Genomic DNA, 15,865 nt, shown 5'->3' with positions numbered 1-15,865 from the left:
ACCGCGTAGCTCAAGCTTGCCGGCGCCGGCGAGGACCACCACGACCGGCTGGAGCGTTGCCGGGACGATACTCCATGCGACCAAACAGGACAGCAGTTCAGAGAGCCTTGACACACCCCGGCGTGGCGCTTAAGTTGCCCGGCACAGGTAACGCAGTTATTACCGAAAGTTTCGAAGACGCGCCGACGTGTGCCGCCCGCCGTCCGAACGGGCCGACGCCCATGTTCGGACTGGAAGGGTGGCATGACAACTCAGTTGCCCATGGACGACGGACCCGCGTCCGAGCCGACCGCGCCGTGGCGGGATTCGGCACTCTCCCCTGCCGAACGGGCCGAGGCGCTGGTCCGGGTGATGTCGCTGGAGGAGAAACTCGCCCAACTGGTCGGGCTCTGGGTCGGCGCCGACGCCTCCGGTGGCGGTGTCGCCCCGTACCAGGCCGACATGACCGACGACGTGCCACAGTGGAGCGACGCGATCCGGCACGGGCTCGGCCAGCTCACCCGGCCGTTCGGCACCGCGCCGGTCGACCCGGCGCTCGGCGCGCGGGCGCTGGCCGCCTCCCAGGCGCAGATCGCCGCGGCCAGCCGGTTCGGGATCCCCGCCCAGGTGCACGAGGAGTGCCTCACCGGTTTCGCCGCCTGGCGGGCCACCGTGTACCCGGCACCGCTGAGCTGGGGCGCATCCTTCGACCCGGAACTCGTCGAGGCGATGGCGACCCGGATCGGCCGGTCGATGCGGGCCGCCGGTGTGCACCAGGGTCTGGCGCCGGTGCTGGACGTGACCCGGGACTACCGTTGGGGCCGGACCGAGGAGACCATCGGCGAGGACCCGTACCTGGTCGGCACCCTCGGCGCGGCGTACGTCCGGGGTCTGGAGGGCGCCGGAATCGTCGCCACCCTCAAGCACCTCGCCGGATACTCCGCCTCCCGGGGCGGCCGCAACCACGCTCCGGTGCCGATGGGTCGGCGGGAACTGGTCGACGTCATCCTGCCGCCGTTCGAGATGGCGCTGCGGCTCGGCGGGGCACGGTCGGTGATGAACTCGTACGCCGAAATCGACGGCGTACCGGTGGCCGCCGACCCGACCCTGCTGACCGACCTGCTGCGCGACGAGTGGGGTTTCACCGGCGTGGTGGTCTCCGACTACTTCGCGGTCCGGTTCCTGCAGACCACGCACCGGGTGGCGGGCGGAGCCGAGGATGCCGCCCGACTCGCGCTGCGGGCCGGAATCGACGTGGAGTTGCCCACCGCGGACACCTACGGGCCACCGCTCGCCGAGGCGGTCCGCTCCGGCGCCGTCGACGAGGCGCTGGTCGACCGGGCCGCGCACCGGGTACTGGCCCAGAAGGCGGAACTCGGCCTGCTCGACGAGGACTGGCAGCCACTGCCCGACGACGTCGGACAGCTGCGGCTCGACGACGAGGTCGGCCGGGACCTCGCCCTGCGGCTGGCCCGACAGTCCGTCATCCTGCTCCGCAACACCGACGGGGTGCTGCCGCTCGCTGCCGACCAGCGGGTCGCGCTGGTCGGACCGCTCGCCGACGATCCGATGGCGATGCTCGGCTGCTACTCCTTCCCGCTGCACGTCGGCGTGCGCCACCCCGAACACGGGACCGGCGTGGAGATCCGGTCACTGCGCGAGGCCCTCGGCCAGCTGGTGCCGAAACTCGACCACGTGCCGGGCTGCGACATCACCGGCGACGACACCTCGGGCATCGCGGCGGCGGTCGCCGCGGCGGCCGAGAGCGACGTCTGCGTCGTCGCGGTCGGCGACCGGGCCGGCCTGTTCGGCCGGGGCACCTCCGGGGAGGGATGCGACGCCACCGACCTGCACCTGCCTGGCGTCCAGGGCGAACTGGTCCGGGCGGTACTCCACACCGGCACCCCGGTCGTCCTGGTCCAGCTGGCCGGTCGGCCGTACGCGCTCGGCCCGGAGGTCGACTCCGCCGCCGCCGTCGTCCAGGCGTTCTTCCCCGGCCAACTCGGCGGCCAGGCGATCGCCGAGGTCCTCACCGGTCTCGTCAACCCGTCGGGGCGGCTGCCGGTGGGTGTGCCCCGGGTCTCCGGCGGCCTGCCGGGCACCTACCTCGCCCCACCGCTGGGCCGGCGGACCGAGGTGTCGTCCGTCGACCCGACCCCCGCCTTCCCGTTCGGGCACGGGATCGGCTACACGACCTTCGAGTGGCGCGACGCCGTCGTACTCGGATCGGACGGTCGGCCGGTGCCACCCGGACCGGCCGACGGCGTCCCGCCGGGCTGGGCCGTCGACGGCGAGGTGACGGTACGGATCACCGTCCGCAACAGCGGGGTCCGGGCCGGCACCGAGGTCGTCCAGCTGTACCTGCACGATCCGGTCGCCCAGACGACCCGGCCGGTGGTCCGGCTGGTCGGCTACGCCCGGGTCGCGCTCGAGCCGGGCGAGGCCGCCGACGCGACCTTCGTGGTCCCCGCCGACGTCACCTCCTTCGCCGGCCTGCACGGCCGGCCGATCGTCGAGCCCGGCGACGTCGAGCTGCGGTTCGGCCGCTCCAGCGCGGACGTGGTCGCCACCGTGCCGCTGCGCCTGGTCGGCGTCGAACGCGAGGTCGGTCACCAGCGGCGACTCCAGTCGCTGGTGCGCGTCGAGCGCAACGACGCGCTCCCGCACATCCCGGAGGCCCGAGAATGAGCACACCGAGAACACTCGCCCCACCCCCGGAAACACTCGGCGTCGAGGTACGACCCGAGGGCCGCCGGCGCGGCCGCCCGGACCGGCCCCGGCGCCGGGGCTGGGGACAGGCACTTCGCCGGGACTGGCAGCTCTACTCGCTGGCGGTCCTGCCGCTGCTGTTCTTCCTGATCTTCCGCTACCTGCCGATGCTCGGCAGCGTGATCGCGTTCCGGCGGTTCCAGCCCGGCGGCAGCATCTTCGGCGAGTACTGGGTCGGCCTGCGTTACGTCAAGATGTTCCTCAGCGACCCGACGTTCTGGAACGTCTTCACCAACACCCTGGTCCTCGGCGCGCTGACCCTGGTCATCTGCTTCCCGCTGCCGATCGTGCTGGCCCTGCTGCTCAACGAGGTACGCGCCCGGCGGCTCAAGCGGTTCGTGCAGTCGGTGTCGTACCTGCCGCACTTCCTGTCGATCGTGGTCGTCGCGGCAATGGTGATGCAGATCCTCTCCGTCGACGGCACGGTGAACCAGCTGATCCTGGCGGTCGGCGGCGAGGCGGTGCCGTTCCTGCAGCAACCCGAGTGGTTCCGGACCATCTACGTCTCCTCCGAGGTCTGGCAGACCGTCGGCTGGGGCACCATCCTCTACCTGGCCGCGCTCACCACGATCGACGACAACCTCTACGAGGCGGCCCGGATCGACGGCGCCAACCGGTGGCGGCAGACCTGGCACGTCACGCTGCCCGGCATCCGGCCGACGATGGTGACGCTGCTGATCCTCAACGTCGGCACCTTCATGGCGGTCGGGTTCGAGAAGATCCTGCTGCTCTACAACCCGCTGACGTACCCGACGGGAGACGTGATCGCCACGTACGTCTACCGGATGGGTGTGCAGTCCAGCAACCTCAGTTACGCGGCGGCGATCGGACTCTTCGAGGCCCTCATCGGGCTGACCCTGGTCCTGACGGCGAACGCGATCTCCCGTCGCACAGTGGGGGCGAGCCTGTGGTGACCATCAAGCCCTCGACCGTCCCCCCGTCCGGGGAAACCCCCGACCCGACGGTCGGCACGCCGCCCGCGCCCCGGCGCCGCCGCGGTATCCGGACCAGCCGGGGCTACCGGATCTTCCAGGTGGTCAACAGCATCGTCCTCACCCTCGTCGTGGTGGTGACGCTGTACCCGTTCGTCAACATCGTCGCCCGCTCGTTCAGCGACGAGTTCTACATCCGCTCCGGTCAGGTCAACCTGATCCCGCGCGGCTGGAACCTCGAGACGTACCAGCTGGTGATGTCGGACTCGATGTTCTGGACGAACTACCGGAACACCGTAGTCTACACCGTGGTCGCCACGGTGATCGCGATGGTGCTGACCACCTGCTACGCGTACGTGCTCGCCAAGCCCCAGCTCAAGGGTCGAGGCGTGTTGATCGGCATCGCGGTCTTCACCATGTTCTTCACCGGCGGCCTGATCCCGAACTACGTACTGATCAACAACCTCGGCCTGCGGAACACCATCTGGGCCATCGTGCTGCCGAACGCGATCAGCGTCTTCAACCTGCTGGTCATGAAGGCGTTCTTCGAGAGCCTGCCGGTCGAGCTGGAGGAAGCCGCCGCGGTCGACGGGCTGAGCACGTACGGGATCCTGCTGCGGATCGTCATCCCGCTCTCCAAGGCGGTGATCGCCACGATGGTGCTGTTCTACGCGGTCTCCTTCTGGAACTCGTGGTTCAGCGCGTTCCTCTACATGGACCGGTCGGACCTCTTTCCGGTCACCGTCTACCTGCGCAACCTGATCGCGGGGGCGACCAGTGCCACGTCCACCGGCGGCGGCATCGGCACCTCCGACGTGGTTCAGACCGCCGCCAGCATCCAGTCGGTGACGATCGTGCTCACCGTCGTACCGATCCTGATGATCTACCCCTTCATCCAGCGGTACTTCGTCTCCGGAGTCATGCTCGGCGCGGTCAAGGGCTGACCCCGGAACCTCCCAGTCCGTTCACCCCCACCGCACCTCACACCGGAAGGAAACCCGATGTTCCACAGATTCCGGCGCCACGCAGCGTTGGTCGCTGCCGGTGCGCTCACCCTCGCCATGGCCGCCTGCGGCAGTGACGGGGACTCCGACGCCGAGAACCTGGACGACAACCGCGTCGGCGCGATGTCCGAGTACGGGGTCGGCACCCAGTTCAAGGCGACCGAGCCACTGACCTTCTCGATGCTCTACAACAACCACCCGAACTACCCGAACCGCAAGGACTGGCTGTTCTGGTCGGAGCTCAACAAGCGCACCGGCGTCACGATCGACACCGTCGAGGTCCCGCTGAGCGACTACGAGCAGAAGCGCGGCCTGATGATCGGTGCCGGCGAGGCCCCGATGATCATTCCGAAGACGTACCCGGGCCAGGAGGCCCCGTTCGTGGCGTCGGGCGCGCTCCTGCCGGTGAGCGAGTACATCGACCTGATGCCCAACTTCAAGGACAAGATGGAGAAGTGGAACCTCAAGGCCGACATCGACACGCTGCGTCAGGCCGACGGTAAGTTCTACATCCTCCCCGGGCTGCACGAGAACGTCTGGCCGGACTACTCGCTGGCGATCCGGACGGACATCCTGGAGGAACTCAACCTCCAGATCCCGAAGAGCTGGGACGAGTTCTACACCGTCCTCAAGGCGATGAAGGCGAAGTACCCGAACCAGTACCCGTTCTCCGACCGGTGGAGCAAGCCGACGCCGGGCGGCAACCTCTTCAACATCATGGGCGTCGGCTTCGGCACCCGGGGCGGCTGGGACTACCAGAACTACACCTGGGACGCGGCCGCCGGCAAGTTCGTCTTCACCGGCACCACCCCGCAGTACAAGGCGATGGTGGAGTTCCTGAACAAGCTGGTCAAGGAGGGGTTGCTCGACCCGGAGAGCTTCACCCAGGACGACGACCAGGCCCGGCAGAAGCTGGCCTCCGGTAAGTCGTTCGTGATCGGCACCAACGCCCAGACCCTGGTCAACGAGTACCGCCCGGACGTCAGCAAGCTCGACCCGAACGCGAAGATCGTGAAGATCCCGCTGCCGGCCGGCCCGGCCGGCGATGTCAAGCGGGGCACCCGGCTGGAGAACGGTGTCGCCATCTCCAGCAAGGCCCGGGAGAGCAAGAACTTCGTCGCGATGATGCAGTTCCTGGACTGGATCTACTACTCCGACGCGGGCCAGGAGTTCGCCAAGTGGGGTGTCGAGGGGACGACGTTCACCAAGGACACCGCCGGCAAGTGGACGCTGGCCAAGGACATCGACTACGTCGCGCTGAACCCGGGCGCGCCGAAGCACCTGCAGAAGGACTTCGGGTTCGGCAACGGCGTGTTCGCCTACGGCGGACCCACCAAGCTGCTCCAGTCCACCTTCTCCGCCGAGGAGCTGGAGTTCCAGCAGGCGATGGCGGCCAAGCAGACGCTGCCGGTCGACCCGCCGCACCCGCTCACCGACGAGGAGCGGGAGCAGGCGACGCTCTGGGAGACCCCGCTGAAGGACTTCGTCACCCAGCAGACGCTCGCGTTCATCCTCGGCCAGCGTGACCTGGCCCAGTGGGACGCGTACGTGGCCGAGGTGAAGGGCAAGAACGCGGACGCCTACATCGACCTGGTCAACAAGTCGTACGAGCGGTTCAAGAAGGACCACGGCTGATCGCACGGCACCCCGGTCCGGTCCCGCCCGATCCCCGGGCGTGACCGGACCGCACCACCCCCGGGCCCGACCGGTACGGCACCCGCCGACCGGCCGGGCCCGACGGCACTGAGCAGAGGACAACACATGCGTTTCACCGTTCCGGCGCGCCCCTGCGGCCGGCTGACCGACGCCTGGCGGGCCTGCGTCGGCACGGGCCGTTTCGAACTGGCGCTGCGCCGCGACTACCAGGACTCGCTGGCCCTGGTCCAGCGGGAGATCGGCTTCCGGCACATCCGGGGACACGGCCTGCTGAGTGACGGGGTCGGGGTGTACCGGCCCTACGAACACCAGGGCTCGCGCCGGGTCCAGCACGCCTTCACCTACGTCGACCAGGTGGTCGACGCCTACCTCGACCTCGGCATCCGCCCGTTCGTGGAGCTGGGGTTCATGCCGGCTGCCCTCGCCTCCGGCGAGCAGACCGTCTTCTGGTGGCGCGGCAACGTCACCCCGCCGTCGTCGGAGACCGAGTGGGTGGCGCTGGTCAAGGCCACCGTCTCGCACCTCGTCGACCGGTACGGCCTGGCCGAGGTACGCGGCTGGCCGATCGAGGTGTGGAACGAACCCAACCTCCGGGACTTCTGGCTCGGCGCCGACGAGGCCGCCTACCACCGGCTGTACGAGCTGACCGCGCACGCGATCAAGGACGTCGACGCCGGCCTCCAGGTCGGCGGTCCGGCGATCTCCCCCGGCGCCGACGAGTGGCTGCCACGGTTCGCCGACTTCGTCGCGTCCCGTGACGTGCCGGTCGACTTCGTCAGCAAGCACGCCTACAGCTCGGGACCGGCCCAGCACGTGCCGTTCGGCGTACACCAGACGCTCCGGCCGGCGAGCAGTCTGCTGGAGCAGTTCGGTACGCCCCGGGACCTGCTGCGGGACACCGCGCTGGCCGGATTGCCGGTGCACATCACCGAGTTCAACTCGTCGTACCGGCCGGACAACCCGATCCACGACACCGCCTTCCACGCCGCGTACCTGGCCCCGGTGCTGGCCGCCGGGGGTGACCTGGTCGACTCCTTCTCGTACTGGACGTTCAGCGACATGTTCGAGGAGGTGGGGATACCGACGGCGCTGTTCCACGGCGGTTTCGGACTGCTCACCCACCGACAGGTCAAGAAGCCCACCTACCACCTGTACGCCTTCATGGCGCGACTCGGCGACGAGATCCTGGCGCGCGGGTCGGACCACCTGGTGACCCGGGACCGCGACGGTCGGGTCACCGTGCTGGCCTGGGCGCCGGTCGACGTCACCGGCCGGGACCCGGTGGACCGGCACGAGCTGCGGCTGTCGATTCCGGTCGGTCCGGCCGTGGCGGACCCGGCCGGTTCCCTCGACGGCGGGTCGGACCCGGCGCGGGGCTGGGCGTTCGTCCAGCGCCACACGGTCGACGAGGAGCAGGGCAACGCCTGGACGGCGTGGGCCGAGCTGGGCCGGCCCCGCTCGCCGCGGCCGCGGCAGCTGGACGCGCTGCGGGAGGCGGCCGAGCCGGGTCGCCGGCACCACCGGCTGCCGGTCGTCGCCGGACGCGTCGACCTCGATCTCACCCTCACCCGGCACGAGGTGACCCTGGTCGAGATCACCCCGGTGGTCGACGAGACGCCGTCCTGGTGGGACGAGCGCAGGCTGTTCGGGATGTCGGCCGACACCGGACCGGACGGCGACGGCACGGCGGAGGAGCGGGGATGAGCGCGGCGGCCGGAGCCCGACGCCAGTTCGGCACCGGGCCACTGTCCCGGGCCGCCGCGCTGGTCTACTGCCTGCTCGTGGTCGAACTGCTGATCCTGCTCACCGCCGTACCCGGGTTGGTGCCGCTCGTCCTGCTGGACCGGCACGCCAGCAACCTCCCGCTGGTCGCGGCCTGCGTTCTGCCGGTCGGACCGGCGGTCTCGGCCGCGCTGTACGCGGTGCACCGGCACCGCCCGGACCTGGCCGACCTGCGGCCGGCGGCGGCGTTCTGGCGCGGCTACCGGGCCAACCTCGGCCCGGTGCTGCGGCTCTGGGTGCCGGCGCTGCTCTGGCTGACCATCCTCGCGGTGAACCTCGCCCACCTCGACGCCGCCGGGGTGCCGGGCTGGTGGCGGGTGCCGCTGGTGGTGATCGCGGCGCTGAGCACCCTCTGGCTGGTCAACGCGCTGGTCATCACCTCGCTCTTCAGCTTCCGGGCCAGGGACGTGGCCCGGCTGGCCGGCTACTTCCTCGGCCGTACCCCCGGGGTGACGCTGGGCAACGCCGGTGTCCTGCTCGCCGCGGCCGCGATCACCCTGTTCAGCTCCGAGGCGGTGCTGGTGCTGCTCGGCTCGGTGCTCGTCCTGGCGCTGCTCGGCACCGCCCGTCCGATGATCGACAAAGTCCGTGAGGAGTTCACCGCGTGAGCCTGCCGCGTACCCGGAAGGTGCCCTTCGGCGGGGACTACAACCCGGAGCAGTGGCCCGAGGAGGTGTGGCGGCAGGACTACCGACTCTTCGACGCCGCCCGGATCGACACCGTCACGCTCGGCGTCTTCACCTGGGCCCGGACCCAGCCCGCCCTCGACGTCTACGACTTCACCACCCTGGACCGGATCGTCGAGCGGGCCGGCGCCGAGGGTCGGCAGATCTGCCTGGCGACCGGGACCGGCGCCCACCCGGCCTGGCTGGCCCGGGCGTTCCCGGAGGTCACCCGGGTCGACTTCGAGGGCCGTCGGCACCGGTACGGGCAACGGCACAACTCCTGCCCCAGTTCGCCGGTGTTCCGCCGGCTCTCCGCCGAACTGGCCCGCCGGATCGCGGCCCGGTACGCCGGCCACCCCGCGGTCGTCGCCTGGCACGTCGGCAACGAGTACGGCGGCGCCTGCTACTGCGACCTCTGCGCCGCCGGCTTCCGGGACTGGCTACGGTCCCGGTACGGCACCCTGGAGGCGCTCAACACCGCCTGGTACACCACGTTCTGGTCGCACACCTTCACCGACTGGGACGAGATCGAACCGCCGTCGGCGTTGACCGAGCACTGGCGCGGGCCGAACCACACCGCCTTCCAGGGCATCACCCTGGACTACCTGCGGTTCATGTCCGACGCGATGCTGGCCAACTTCGTCGACGAGAAGGCGGCGATCCGCCAGGCGAGCGACCTGCCGGTGACCACGAACCTGATGGGCATGTACCGGCCGATCGACTACCACCGGTGGGCTCCGCACCTCGACTTCGCCTCCTGGGACAACTATCCGCCGGACGACCGGTCACCGGCCTGGATGGCACTGGCCCACGACCTGATGCGCGGGCTGAAGGACGGCCAGCCGTTCTGGCTGATGGAACAGACCCCGAGCTACACGGCGTCCCGGGACGTGAACCCGCTGAAACGGCCCGGGGTGATGCGGCTGTGGAGCTGGCAGGCGGTGGCACACGGCGCGGACGCGGTGCTCTTCTTCCAGATGCGGGCCTCCCGGGGCGCCTGCGAGAAGTACCACGGTGCGGTGATCGGACACGCCGGCCGTGACGACACCCGGGTCTTCCGGGAGGTGGCCGCGCTCGGTGCCGAACTCGACCGGCTCGGCGGTACGACGCTCGGCGCCCGCACCCCGGCCCGGGTCGCGCTGCTCTTCGACTGGGACAGCTGGTGGGCGGTGGAGATCTCCGACGGGCCGTCCCGGCTGGTCCGCTACCAGCAGGTGGTGCACGCCTACTACCGGGCGCTCTGGGACGCGGGGGCGGACGTTGACGTGCTGCCGGTGACCGCCGACCTGACCCGCTACGACGTGGTCGTCGCGCCGGTACTGCACATGGTCAAGGACGACCTGCCGCAGCGGCTCGAGGCGGTGGCGGCCCGGGGCGGCTCGGTGCTGACCACGTTCCTCTCCGGTCGGGTCGACGTGCACGACCAGGCATTCCTGACGGACGTACCGGGGCCGCTCGGGGCGCTGCTGGGGATCCGGGTCGACGAGTGGGACGCCCGGGAGGCCGAGGTGGTGAACCCGGTACGGCTGACCGTCGGCGACAGCGAGGTGGGGGTCGAGTCGCGGCTGGTCTTCGAACTGGTGATCCCGCAGGGGGCGGAGGTGGTGGGCCGGTACGGGGCCGACTTCTACGCCGGCACCCCGGCGGTCACCCGGAACCGTTTCGGCGCCGGCCACGGCTGGTACGTCGGCACACACCTCGACCGGGCCGGCGTCGACCGGGTGGTCCGCCAGGTGCTGTCCCGGCACGACCTGCTGGGGCCGTACGCCGACGTGCCGGAGGTGGAGAGCACGGTCCGGGTCGCCCCGGACGGAACCCGGCTGCGGTTCCTGCTCAACCACCGGTCCGAGCCGGTCGAGGTGGATCCGGCCCGGGCCGGACTCGACCTGCTGACCGGTGACCGGGTCACGCCCGGCGAGCCGGTCCGGCTGGAGCCGTACGGCGTCCGTGTGGTGCGCGAGGAGCCGGCCGACGGGTGACCACGCCCGCCGGTGCGGCGGACAACGCCACCGCACCGGCCGCACCGGGTCCCGGCCGTCCTCAGTGGATCCGGCGGCCGTGCGCGTCCGGCACCCCCGACTTGCGGTGGAAGTAGGTGTTCACCTGGTCACGCCACTCGGTGGCGGACCGGACCTGCTCGTCGAGCCGCTCGGCCACCCGGGCCGCCACCGCCGGGTCGACCAGGTCGGCGATCTCCGCCCAGCGTCGCCGCAGCGTGGTCACCTGGTCCACCCCGGCGAAGTGGGTGTCGTAGATGTGCTGGATGACGGTGACGCCACTGTGCAGCACGTGTCCGTACGGCACATGGTGGAAGAAGAGCAGCAGCTCGTCGGGGCAGGTGTCGGGTGACTCGTACACGTCGGACCAGGGGGCCGGATACTGGCCGGTGAAGCCGGTGCCGGTGGCCCGGGTCCGGTCCACCCCGACGCCGTCCCGGTCGGCGAAGTGGTAGGTGCCCCACGGGGTGTACTCGTAGCCGTCCACGTCCGGCCCGTAGTGGTTGCCCGGACGGACCATGAAGCCGACGCCGAGCGGGGCGGTGTACCGCTCGTACGTCCGCCACGAGTCGTCCATGATCTCGTGCAGCGTACGACGCAGCCGGTCGGGATCACCGGTCGCCGCCGGCACGAAGGTCAGGTCGATCCACTCGTCGAGGACCGTCAGCGGGTCCAGTCGGGGGTTCCAGGCGAGGCGACCGAAGGCGTACAGGTTCGCCTGGGCGAGCGGATGGCCGGTCCAGAACCGGTCGTCGCCGACGTTGGAGACGGCGGCCAGTCCCCCGCCGGCGCCGGTCGGGCCGGTGCCGCGCGGGCTCCGGTCGCTGACCGTCGTCGGTTGGCCAGTGACCGCCACCCGCCGGCCGGCGACCTCCGCCGTCGCGCCGGCGGCGACGTCGGCGACGGTCGGGCCGTCCGCGCCCCACAACCCGAAACCGAGCACCTCCGACCAGAGTGGACCGAGATAGCAGACGTGCCGCTGCTGGCCGGTGTACTCCTGGGTGACCTGCAACTCCACCGCCAGCCGGGTGACCGGCATCGCGGCGATCACCGGTGAGACCGGCTCGCGGGTCTGGAAGTCGATCGGACCGTACTTCACCTGCAGGATGACGTTGTCCCGGAACTGTCCGTCGAGCGGGGCGAAGTGGTCGTACGCCGCCCGGGCCCGGTCGGTCGAGCGGTCCCGCCAGTCCTGCCGGTGGTTGTAGACGAAGGCCCGCCAGTGCACCACACCCCCGTACGGCGCCACCGCCTCGGCGAGCACGTTCGCCCCGTCGGCGTGGCTGCGACCGTACCCGAACGGGCCCGGCTGTCCCTCCGAGTCCGCCTTCACCACGTAGCCGCCGAAGTCGGCGATGGTGTCGTAGACCTGGCGGGTGGTCTTGGCCCACCAGGCCCGGACGTGCTCGTCGAGCGGGTCGGCGGTCGACAGCCCGCCGAGCGTGACCGGCGCGGTGAAGGTGACCGACAGGTGCACCCGGATCCCGTACGGCCTCAGCTCGTCGGCGATCGCCGCCAGGTCACCGAGCCGGTCGGTGAGCAGCCGCGCCTCGGCCACGTGCACGTTCACGTTGTTCACCGTGACCGCGTTGACGCCACTGGCGGCGAGCAGTCGCCCGTACGCCCGTACCCGGGCCAGGTCGGGGGTCAGGGCGCCGTCCCGCCAGAAGATCGAGCCGCCCGAGTAGCCGCGTTCGACCTGGCCCATCACCGGGTGCACGGTGATGTTGTCCCAGTGGTTGAGCATCCGCAGCCGATTCGTCGGCCGGTGCCGCTCGACCGGAAGGTCGGCCCCGAACGCCGCCTCGCCCCGCCGGACCACCTCGAAGAGGCCGTACAGCAGCCCGGCCGGCGCGTCGGCCAGGACCACGGTGACCCCGGCGCGGCGGGCCAGGGCGAACCCGTCGGCGCCCAGCGGCACGGGTCCGGCCGCCACTTCGGCCTGGACCGCGTCCGCGCCGGCGGGCAGCCCGGGTTCCGTGGTCAGCGCGAAGACCAGGTCGTACGACGGGTCGGCCGACTCCGTCCCGGCGGTCGACTGCCGCAGAGCGCCGCCGTAGCGGGCGGCGGCGTCGGCGACCTCCTGTCGGACCGTCTCGACGAGCAGGCCGGCGCCCCGGACGAGGGTGTGACGCGAGCCGATGGCCCGGAACACCTCGGGCGGCAACCAGGCCGGGTGGATGTCGGTGAGCTGGGGGGTGGTCACGGGTCCCTCCGGGGTGCTCCGCACTGCTGTCGCTGGTGAATGGTCCGGCCCCGGCGGTGGGGTCCGTCCGGGCGGTCGTCCACCGGACCGGTCGAGCGCGATCCAATCGGCGCGACCTGCGAATCGATGATCGAACTCTAGTGCATCGGGGGTCTGCTGGCATGTACGGAGAACAGCCGCCGGGGTGTGGCTAACGGCCCCGGCCCACCGGCCACAACTGGATCCGGTACCACTCCCGCGCGGCGGAATCCGGCTGCCGAAGTTCGGTCAGCGCGGCGGCGAACTCCTCGGCGGACCCGGCGCGCGCCTCCTCATACCGGTCGCGCACCGTGTTGTGGTGGTACGCGACCACTCGTACCCCGTACTCACCGGGCCCCGACGGCAACTCGACGCCGACCTGCACCGCGGAGTCGCACGACTCGATGATGCACCAGCGCTCGTCGGGAAAGACGACAAAGCCTTCCCGCGCGTAGTCGAACGGCCGCTCGTCCGGCAGGATCAGCGGCATCCGTGACCAGGTTTCCACGGACACTCTCGGCCAGCCCACCTCCGTTGCGGCAACCCCGACGGCGCTCGCCGCGAACCCGATCCCGTCCCTGAAAGCGCGTCGCCCCGCCTCGGCAAGATCACGATATTCGTGTTCGCCCCGCGAGTGCAGACAGAACACCCCGTAGGAGGGTGAGACAACTGTGTCGACGACGGATCGAAGCACGGGCATCGCGACAGTGTGCCAACACCTCGCAACGGCCGGGAACCGCCGGCTATGACCGGCCTCACAAGCCGTTGACCAGCACATTTCACCGACCAGGCAGGCATCGACGGCAGCTGGCCAACTAGCCTTGCCCGACATGAAGGTGTGGATTCCTCATAAAGCCGGCATACCGCTGCTCGGCGACCTCCCGGACAGTGTTCTCGTCGAGGTCGCCGACAACCCGCAGGCGCTCCCCTCGGCACCGGACGGGGTTCAGTTCTGGCTGCCCACGTTCCTCGACCAGACCCCGATGCACCACCTGGTCACCGAACTGCCCGACCTGCGGGTGGTACAGCTGCCGAGCGCCGGCGCGGACGCCTGGCTCGACCGCCTGCCGGCCGGGGTGACCCTCTGCGACGCCCGGGGCGTGCACGACTCGGCCACCGCCGAATGGGTGGTCACCGGGATCCTGTCCCAACTGCGGGCCATCCCGTCCTTCGTCCGGGCTCAGGACCAGGGAATCTGGGCGAACGACCGGTACGCCCCGACCGACGAGCTCGCCGGCCGGCGGATCCTGATCGTCGGCGCCGGTTCGATCGGGTCCGCCCTGGCCGCCCGACTCGCCCCGTTCGAGGTGGACCTGACCCTGGTCGCCCGGACCGCCCGGCCCGCCGAGGGCGTACACGGGGTCGACGAGCTGCCCCGACTGCTGCCGAGCGCCGACATCGTGGTCCTGCTGGTCCCGCTCACCGCCCAGACCCGCGGCATGGTCGACGCCCGGTTCCTGACCGCGATGCGGGACGGGGCCATGCTGGTCAACGCCGCCCGCGGCCCGGTCGCCGACCCGGCGGCGCTGCTCGCCGAACTGGCCACCGGCCGGATCTCTGCGGTGCTGGACGTCACCGAACCCGAACCGCTGCCGGCCGGGCACCCGCTGTGGCAGCTGCCGAACGTCCTGATCACGCCCCACGTGGGCGCCCAGGTGCACGGACTGCTGCCCCGCATGTACCGGCTCGCCGCTGCACAGCTGCGTCGGTTCCTGGCCGGCGAACCGCTGCACAACCAGGTCGCGAACGGCTACTGAACCGGAAGTCGGACGCGGTGCCGGGTCGGGGCCGACCGTCCCGCCCGGCACCGCCCCGCCCCGGCGCCCGGGGCACCGGGTCGACTCAGCCGCGCCTGCGGGCCCCGAACAGGTACCGCCGCGAGTACGCCACGAACGGGCCGTCGGATTCGATCCGCCGATGCAGGTCCAGCAGCCGGTCCCGGTAACCGTCGACGGTGAAACCCGGCACCGTCCAGACCACCTTGCGGAGGAACACGATCACGGCGGCGACGTCGAAGAACTCCATCCGCAGCGCCTCGCTCCGCAGGTCCACCACGTCCAGTCCGAGCGCGGTCGCGGCCACCCGGGCCCGCTCCGGATCGCGGGCCCGCCCGACCGGCTGCGGTCCCATCAGGAAGTCGGTGAGTTCCCGTACCGACCCGGGACCGACCTGCTGGGACAAATAGGTGCCGCCGGGGGCCAGCACCCGGGCCACCTCGGCCCAGCGCACGGTCACCGGGTGGCGGCTCACCACCAGGTCGAACGCACCGTCGGCGAACGGCAGGTCGGCGTCCTCCCCGACCTCGACCACCATCCCGCCCAGGGGGGCGAGCCGCTGCCGGGCCAGCGCCACGTTCGGTGGCCAGCCCTCGGTGGCCACCAGTACCGGTGGCGGCTTCGGGATGCCGGCCAGCACCTCACCGCCGCCGGTCTGCAGGTCCACCGCCCGGTCGGCGAGCGCCATCCGTTCACCCATCAACCGGGCGTAGCCCCAGGACGGCCGCTGCTCCGTGGCCCGGCCGGCGAACCAGGAGAAGTCCCACCCGTCGACCGGGACGGCGATACCCTCGGCGACGAGTTCCGCGAAATCAGCCACCGGGTGAGTCTCGCGACGGCCCGGGCCCGACTCAACCGGGTTCCGGGGCCGGGACCCTTCCGGTACGCTCCCGTCATTCGACGTAGAACACCAGGAGGGTGATCATGGACAGGGCTCTCCTCGGCACGGTGCAGGTACCCGCTTCGGCGCGGAAGTCCACCGCCCGCTGATCCCGCCACTTCGACGTACGCCGGTCCGCTCGGCGTACGTGGCGGTAACGCGCCCCGTCGACCTCCGGCTCGAAGCGATCGATCCCACCAGG

Annotated in this window: 11 protein-coding genes; 8 read left to right on the top strand and 3 right to left on the bottom strand. The window is 70.9% G+C overall.

The genetic code is table 11. From position 1 onward, the window contains the following. Window positions 1–243 precede the first annotated feature (243 nt). From ABGB05_RS30035 to ABGB05_RS30005, 7 genes are all read left to right on the top strand, one after another. On the top strand, window positions 244–2,667 hold the full coding sequence (locus tag ABGB05_RS30035; protein WP_347657296.1) for a glycoside hydrolase family 3 N-terminal domain-containing protein: 2,424 nt from the start codon (window positions 244–246) through the stop codon (window positions 2,665–2,667). Then, window positions 2,664–3,662 (top strand): ABC transporter permease subunit, encoded by a 999-nt coding sequence (locus ABGB05_RS30030; protein WP_347657295.1) that lies wholly within the window; start codon window positions 2,664–2,666, stop codon window positions 3,660–3,662. The genes ABGB05_RS30035 and ABGB05_RS30030 overlap by 4 nt, the downstream gene beginning before the upstream one ends. Continuing rightward, complete coding sequence (locus tag ABGB05_RS30025; RefSeq protein ID WP_347657294.1) at window positions 3,659–4,624, top strand: carbohydrate ABC transporter permease; 966 nt, start codon at window positions 3,659–3,661, stop codon at window positions 4,622–4,624. Before ABGB05_RS30030 ends, ABGB05_RS30025 begins: the two co-directional genes overlap by 4 nt. Before the next feature lie 57 nt (window positions 4,625–4,681). Beyond that, complete coding sequence (locus ABGB05_RS30020; protein WP_347657293.1) at window positions 4,682–6,319, top strand: extracellular solute-binding protein; 1,638 nt, start codon at window positions 4,682–4,684, stop codon at window positions 6,317–6,319. A 126-nt stretch (window positions 6,320–6,445) separates the two neighbouring features. Beyond that, on the top strand, window positions 6,446–8,044 hold the full coding sequence (locus tag ABGB05_RS30015) for a xylan 1,4-beta-xylosidase (protein ID WP_347657292.1): 1,599 nt from the start codon (window positions 6,446–6,448) through the stop codon (window positions 8,042–8,044). Further along, window positions 8,041–8,730, top strand: coding sequence for a DUF624 domain-containing protein (locus ABGB05_RS30010; RefSeq protein WP_347657291.1), 690 nt, complete (start codon window positions 8,041–8,043; stop codon window positions 8,728–8,730). Before ABGB05_RS30015 ends, ABGB05_RS30010 begins: the two co-directional genes overlap by 4 nt. Then, entirely contained in the window at window positions 8,727–10,766 is a 2,040-nt protein-coding gene (locus ABGB05_RS30005) for a beta-galactosidase (protein ID WP_347657290.1), read from the top strand. The genes ABGB05_RS30010 and ABGB05_RS30005 overlap by 4 nt, the downstream gene beginning before the upstream one ends. A 61-nt stretch (window positions 10,767–10,827) precedes the next feature. On the opposite strand, the gene ABGB05_RS30000 is transcribed toward ABGB05_RS30005, so the two are convergent. Both ABGB05_RS30000 and ABGB05_RS29995 read right to left on the bottom strand, forming a co-directional pair. Continuing rightward, entirely contained in the window at window positions 10,828–12,990 is a 2,163-nt protein-coding gene (locus tag ABGB05_RS30000) for an alpha-glucuronidase (protein WP_347657289.1), read from the bottom strand. A 190-nt stretch (window positions 12,991–13,180) separates the two neighbouring features. Then, window positions 13,181–13,498, bottom strand: a complete 318-nt coding sequence (locus ABGB05_RS29995) for a hypothetical protein (protein ID WP_347657288.1) — start codon at window positions 13,496–13,498, stop codon at window positions 13,181–13,183. Window positions 13,499–13,838: 340 nt separating this feature from the next. Between ABGB05_RS29995 and ABGB05_RS29990 the strand changes: the two genes are divergently transcribed. Further along, the gene (locus tag ABGB05_RS29990; protein ID WP_347657287.1) at window positions 13,839–14,765 is read left to right on the top strand and encodes a 2-hydroxyacid dehydrogenase; all 927 of its coding nucleotides are present in this window, start codon (window positions 13,839–13,841) and stop codon (window positions 14,763–14,765) included. 85 nt (window positions 14,766–14,850) lie between these two features. Here the strand turns inward: ABGB05_RS29990 and ABGB05_RS29985 are convergent, their stop codons facing one another. Continuing rightward, window positions 14,851–15,603 carry a class I SAM-dependent methyltransferase gene (locus ABGB05_RS29985; protein WP_347657286.1) on the bottom strand — a complete coding sequence of 251 codons (753 nt, stop codon included), beginning with the start codon at window positions 15,601–15,603 and terminating at the stop codon, window positions 14,851–14,853. Between the last annotated feature and the right edge of the window lie 262 nt (window positions 15,604–15,865).

Source organism: Plantactinospora sp. B5E13, from assembly GCF_039871775.1.
Lineage (GTDB): Bacteria > Actinomycetota > Actinomycetes > Mycobacteriales > Micromonosporaceae > Plantactinospora.
This window is presented reverse-complemented; position numbering and strand designations above follow the sequence as displayed.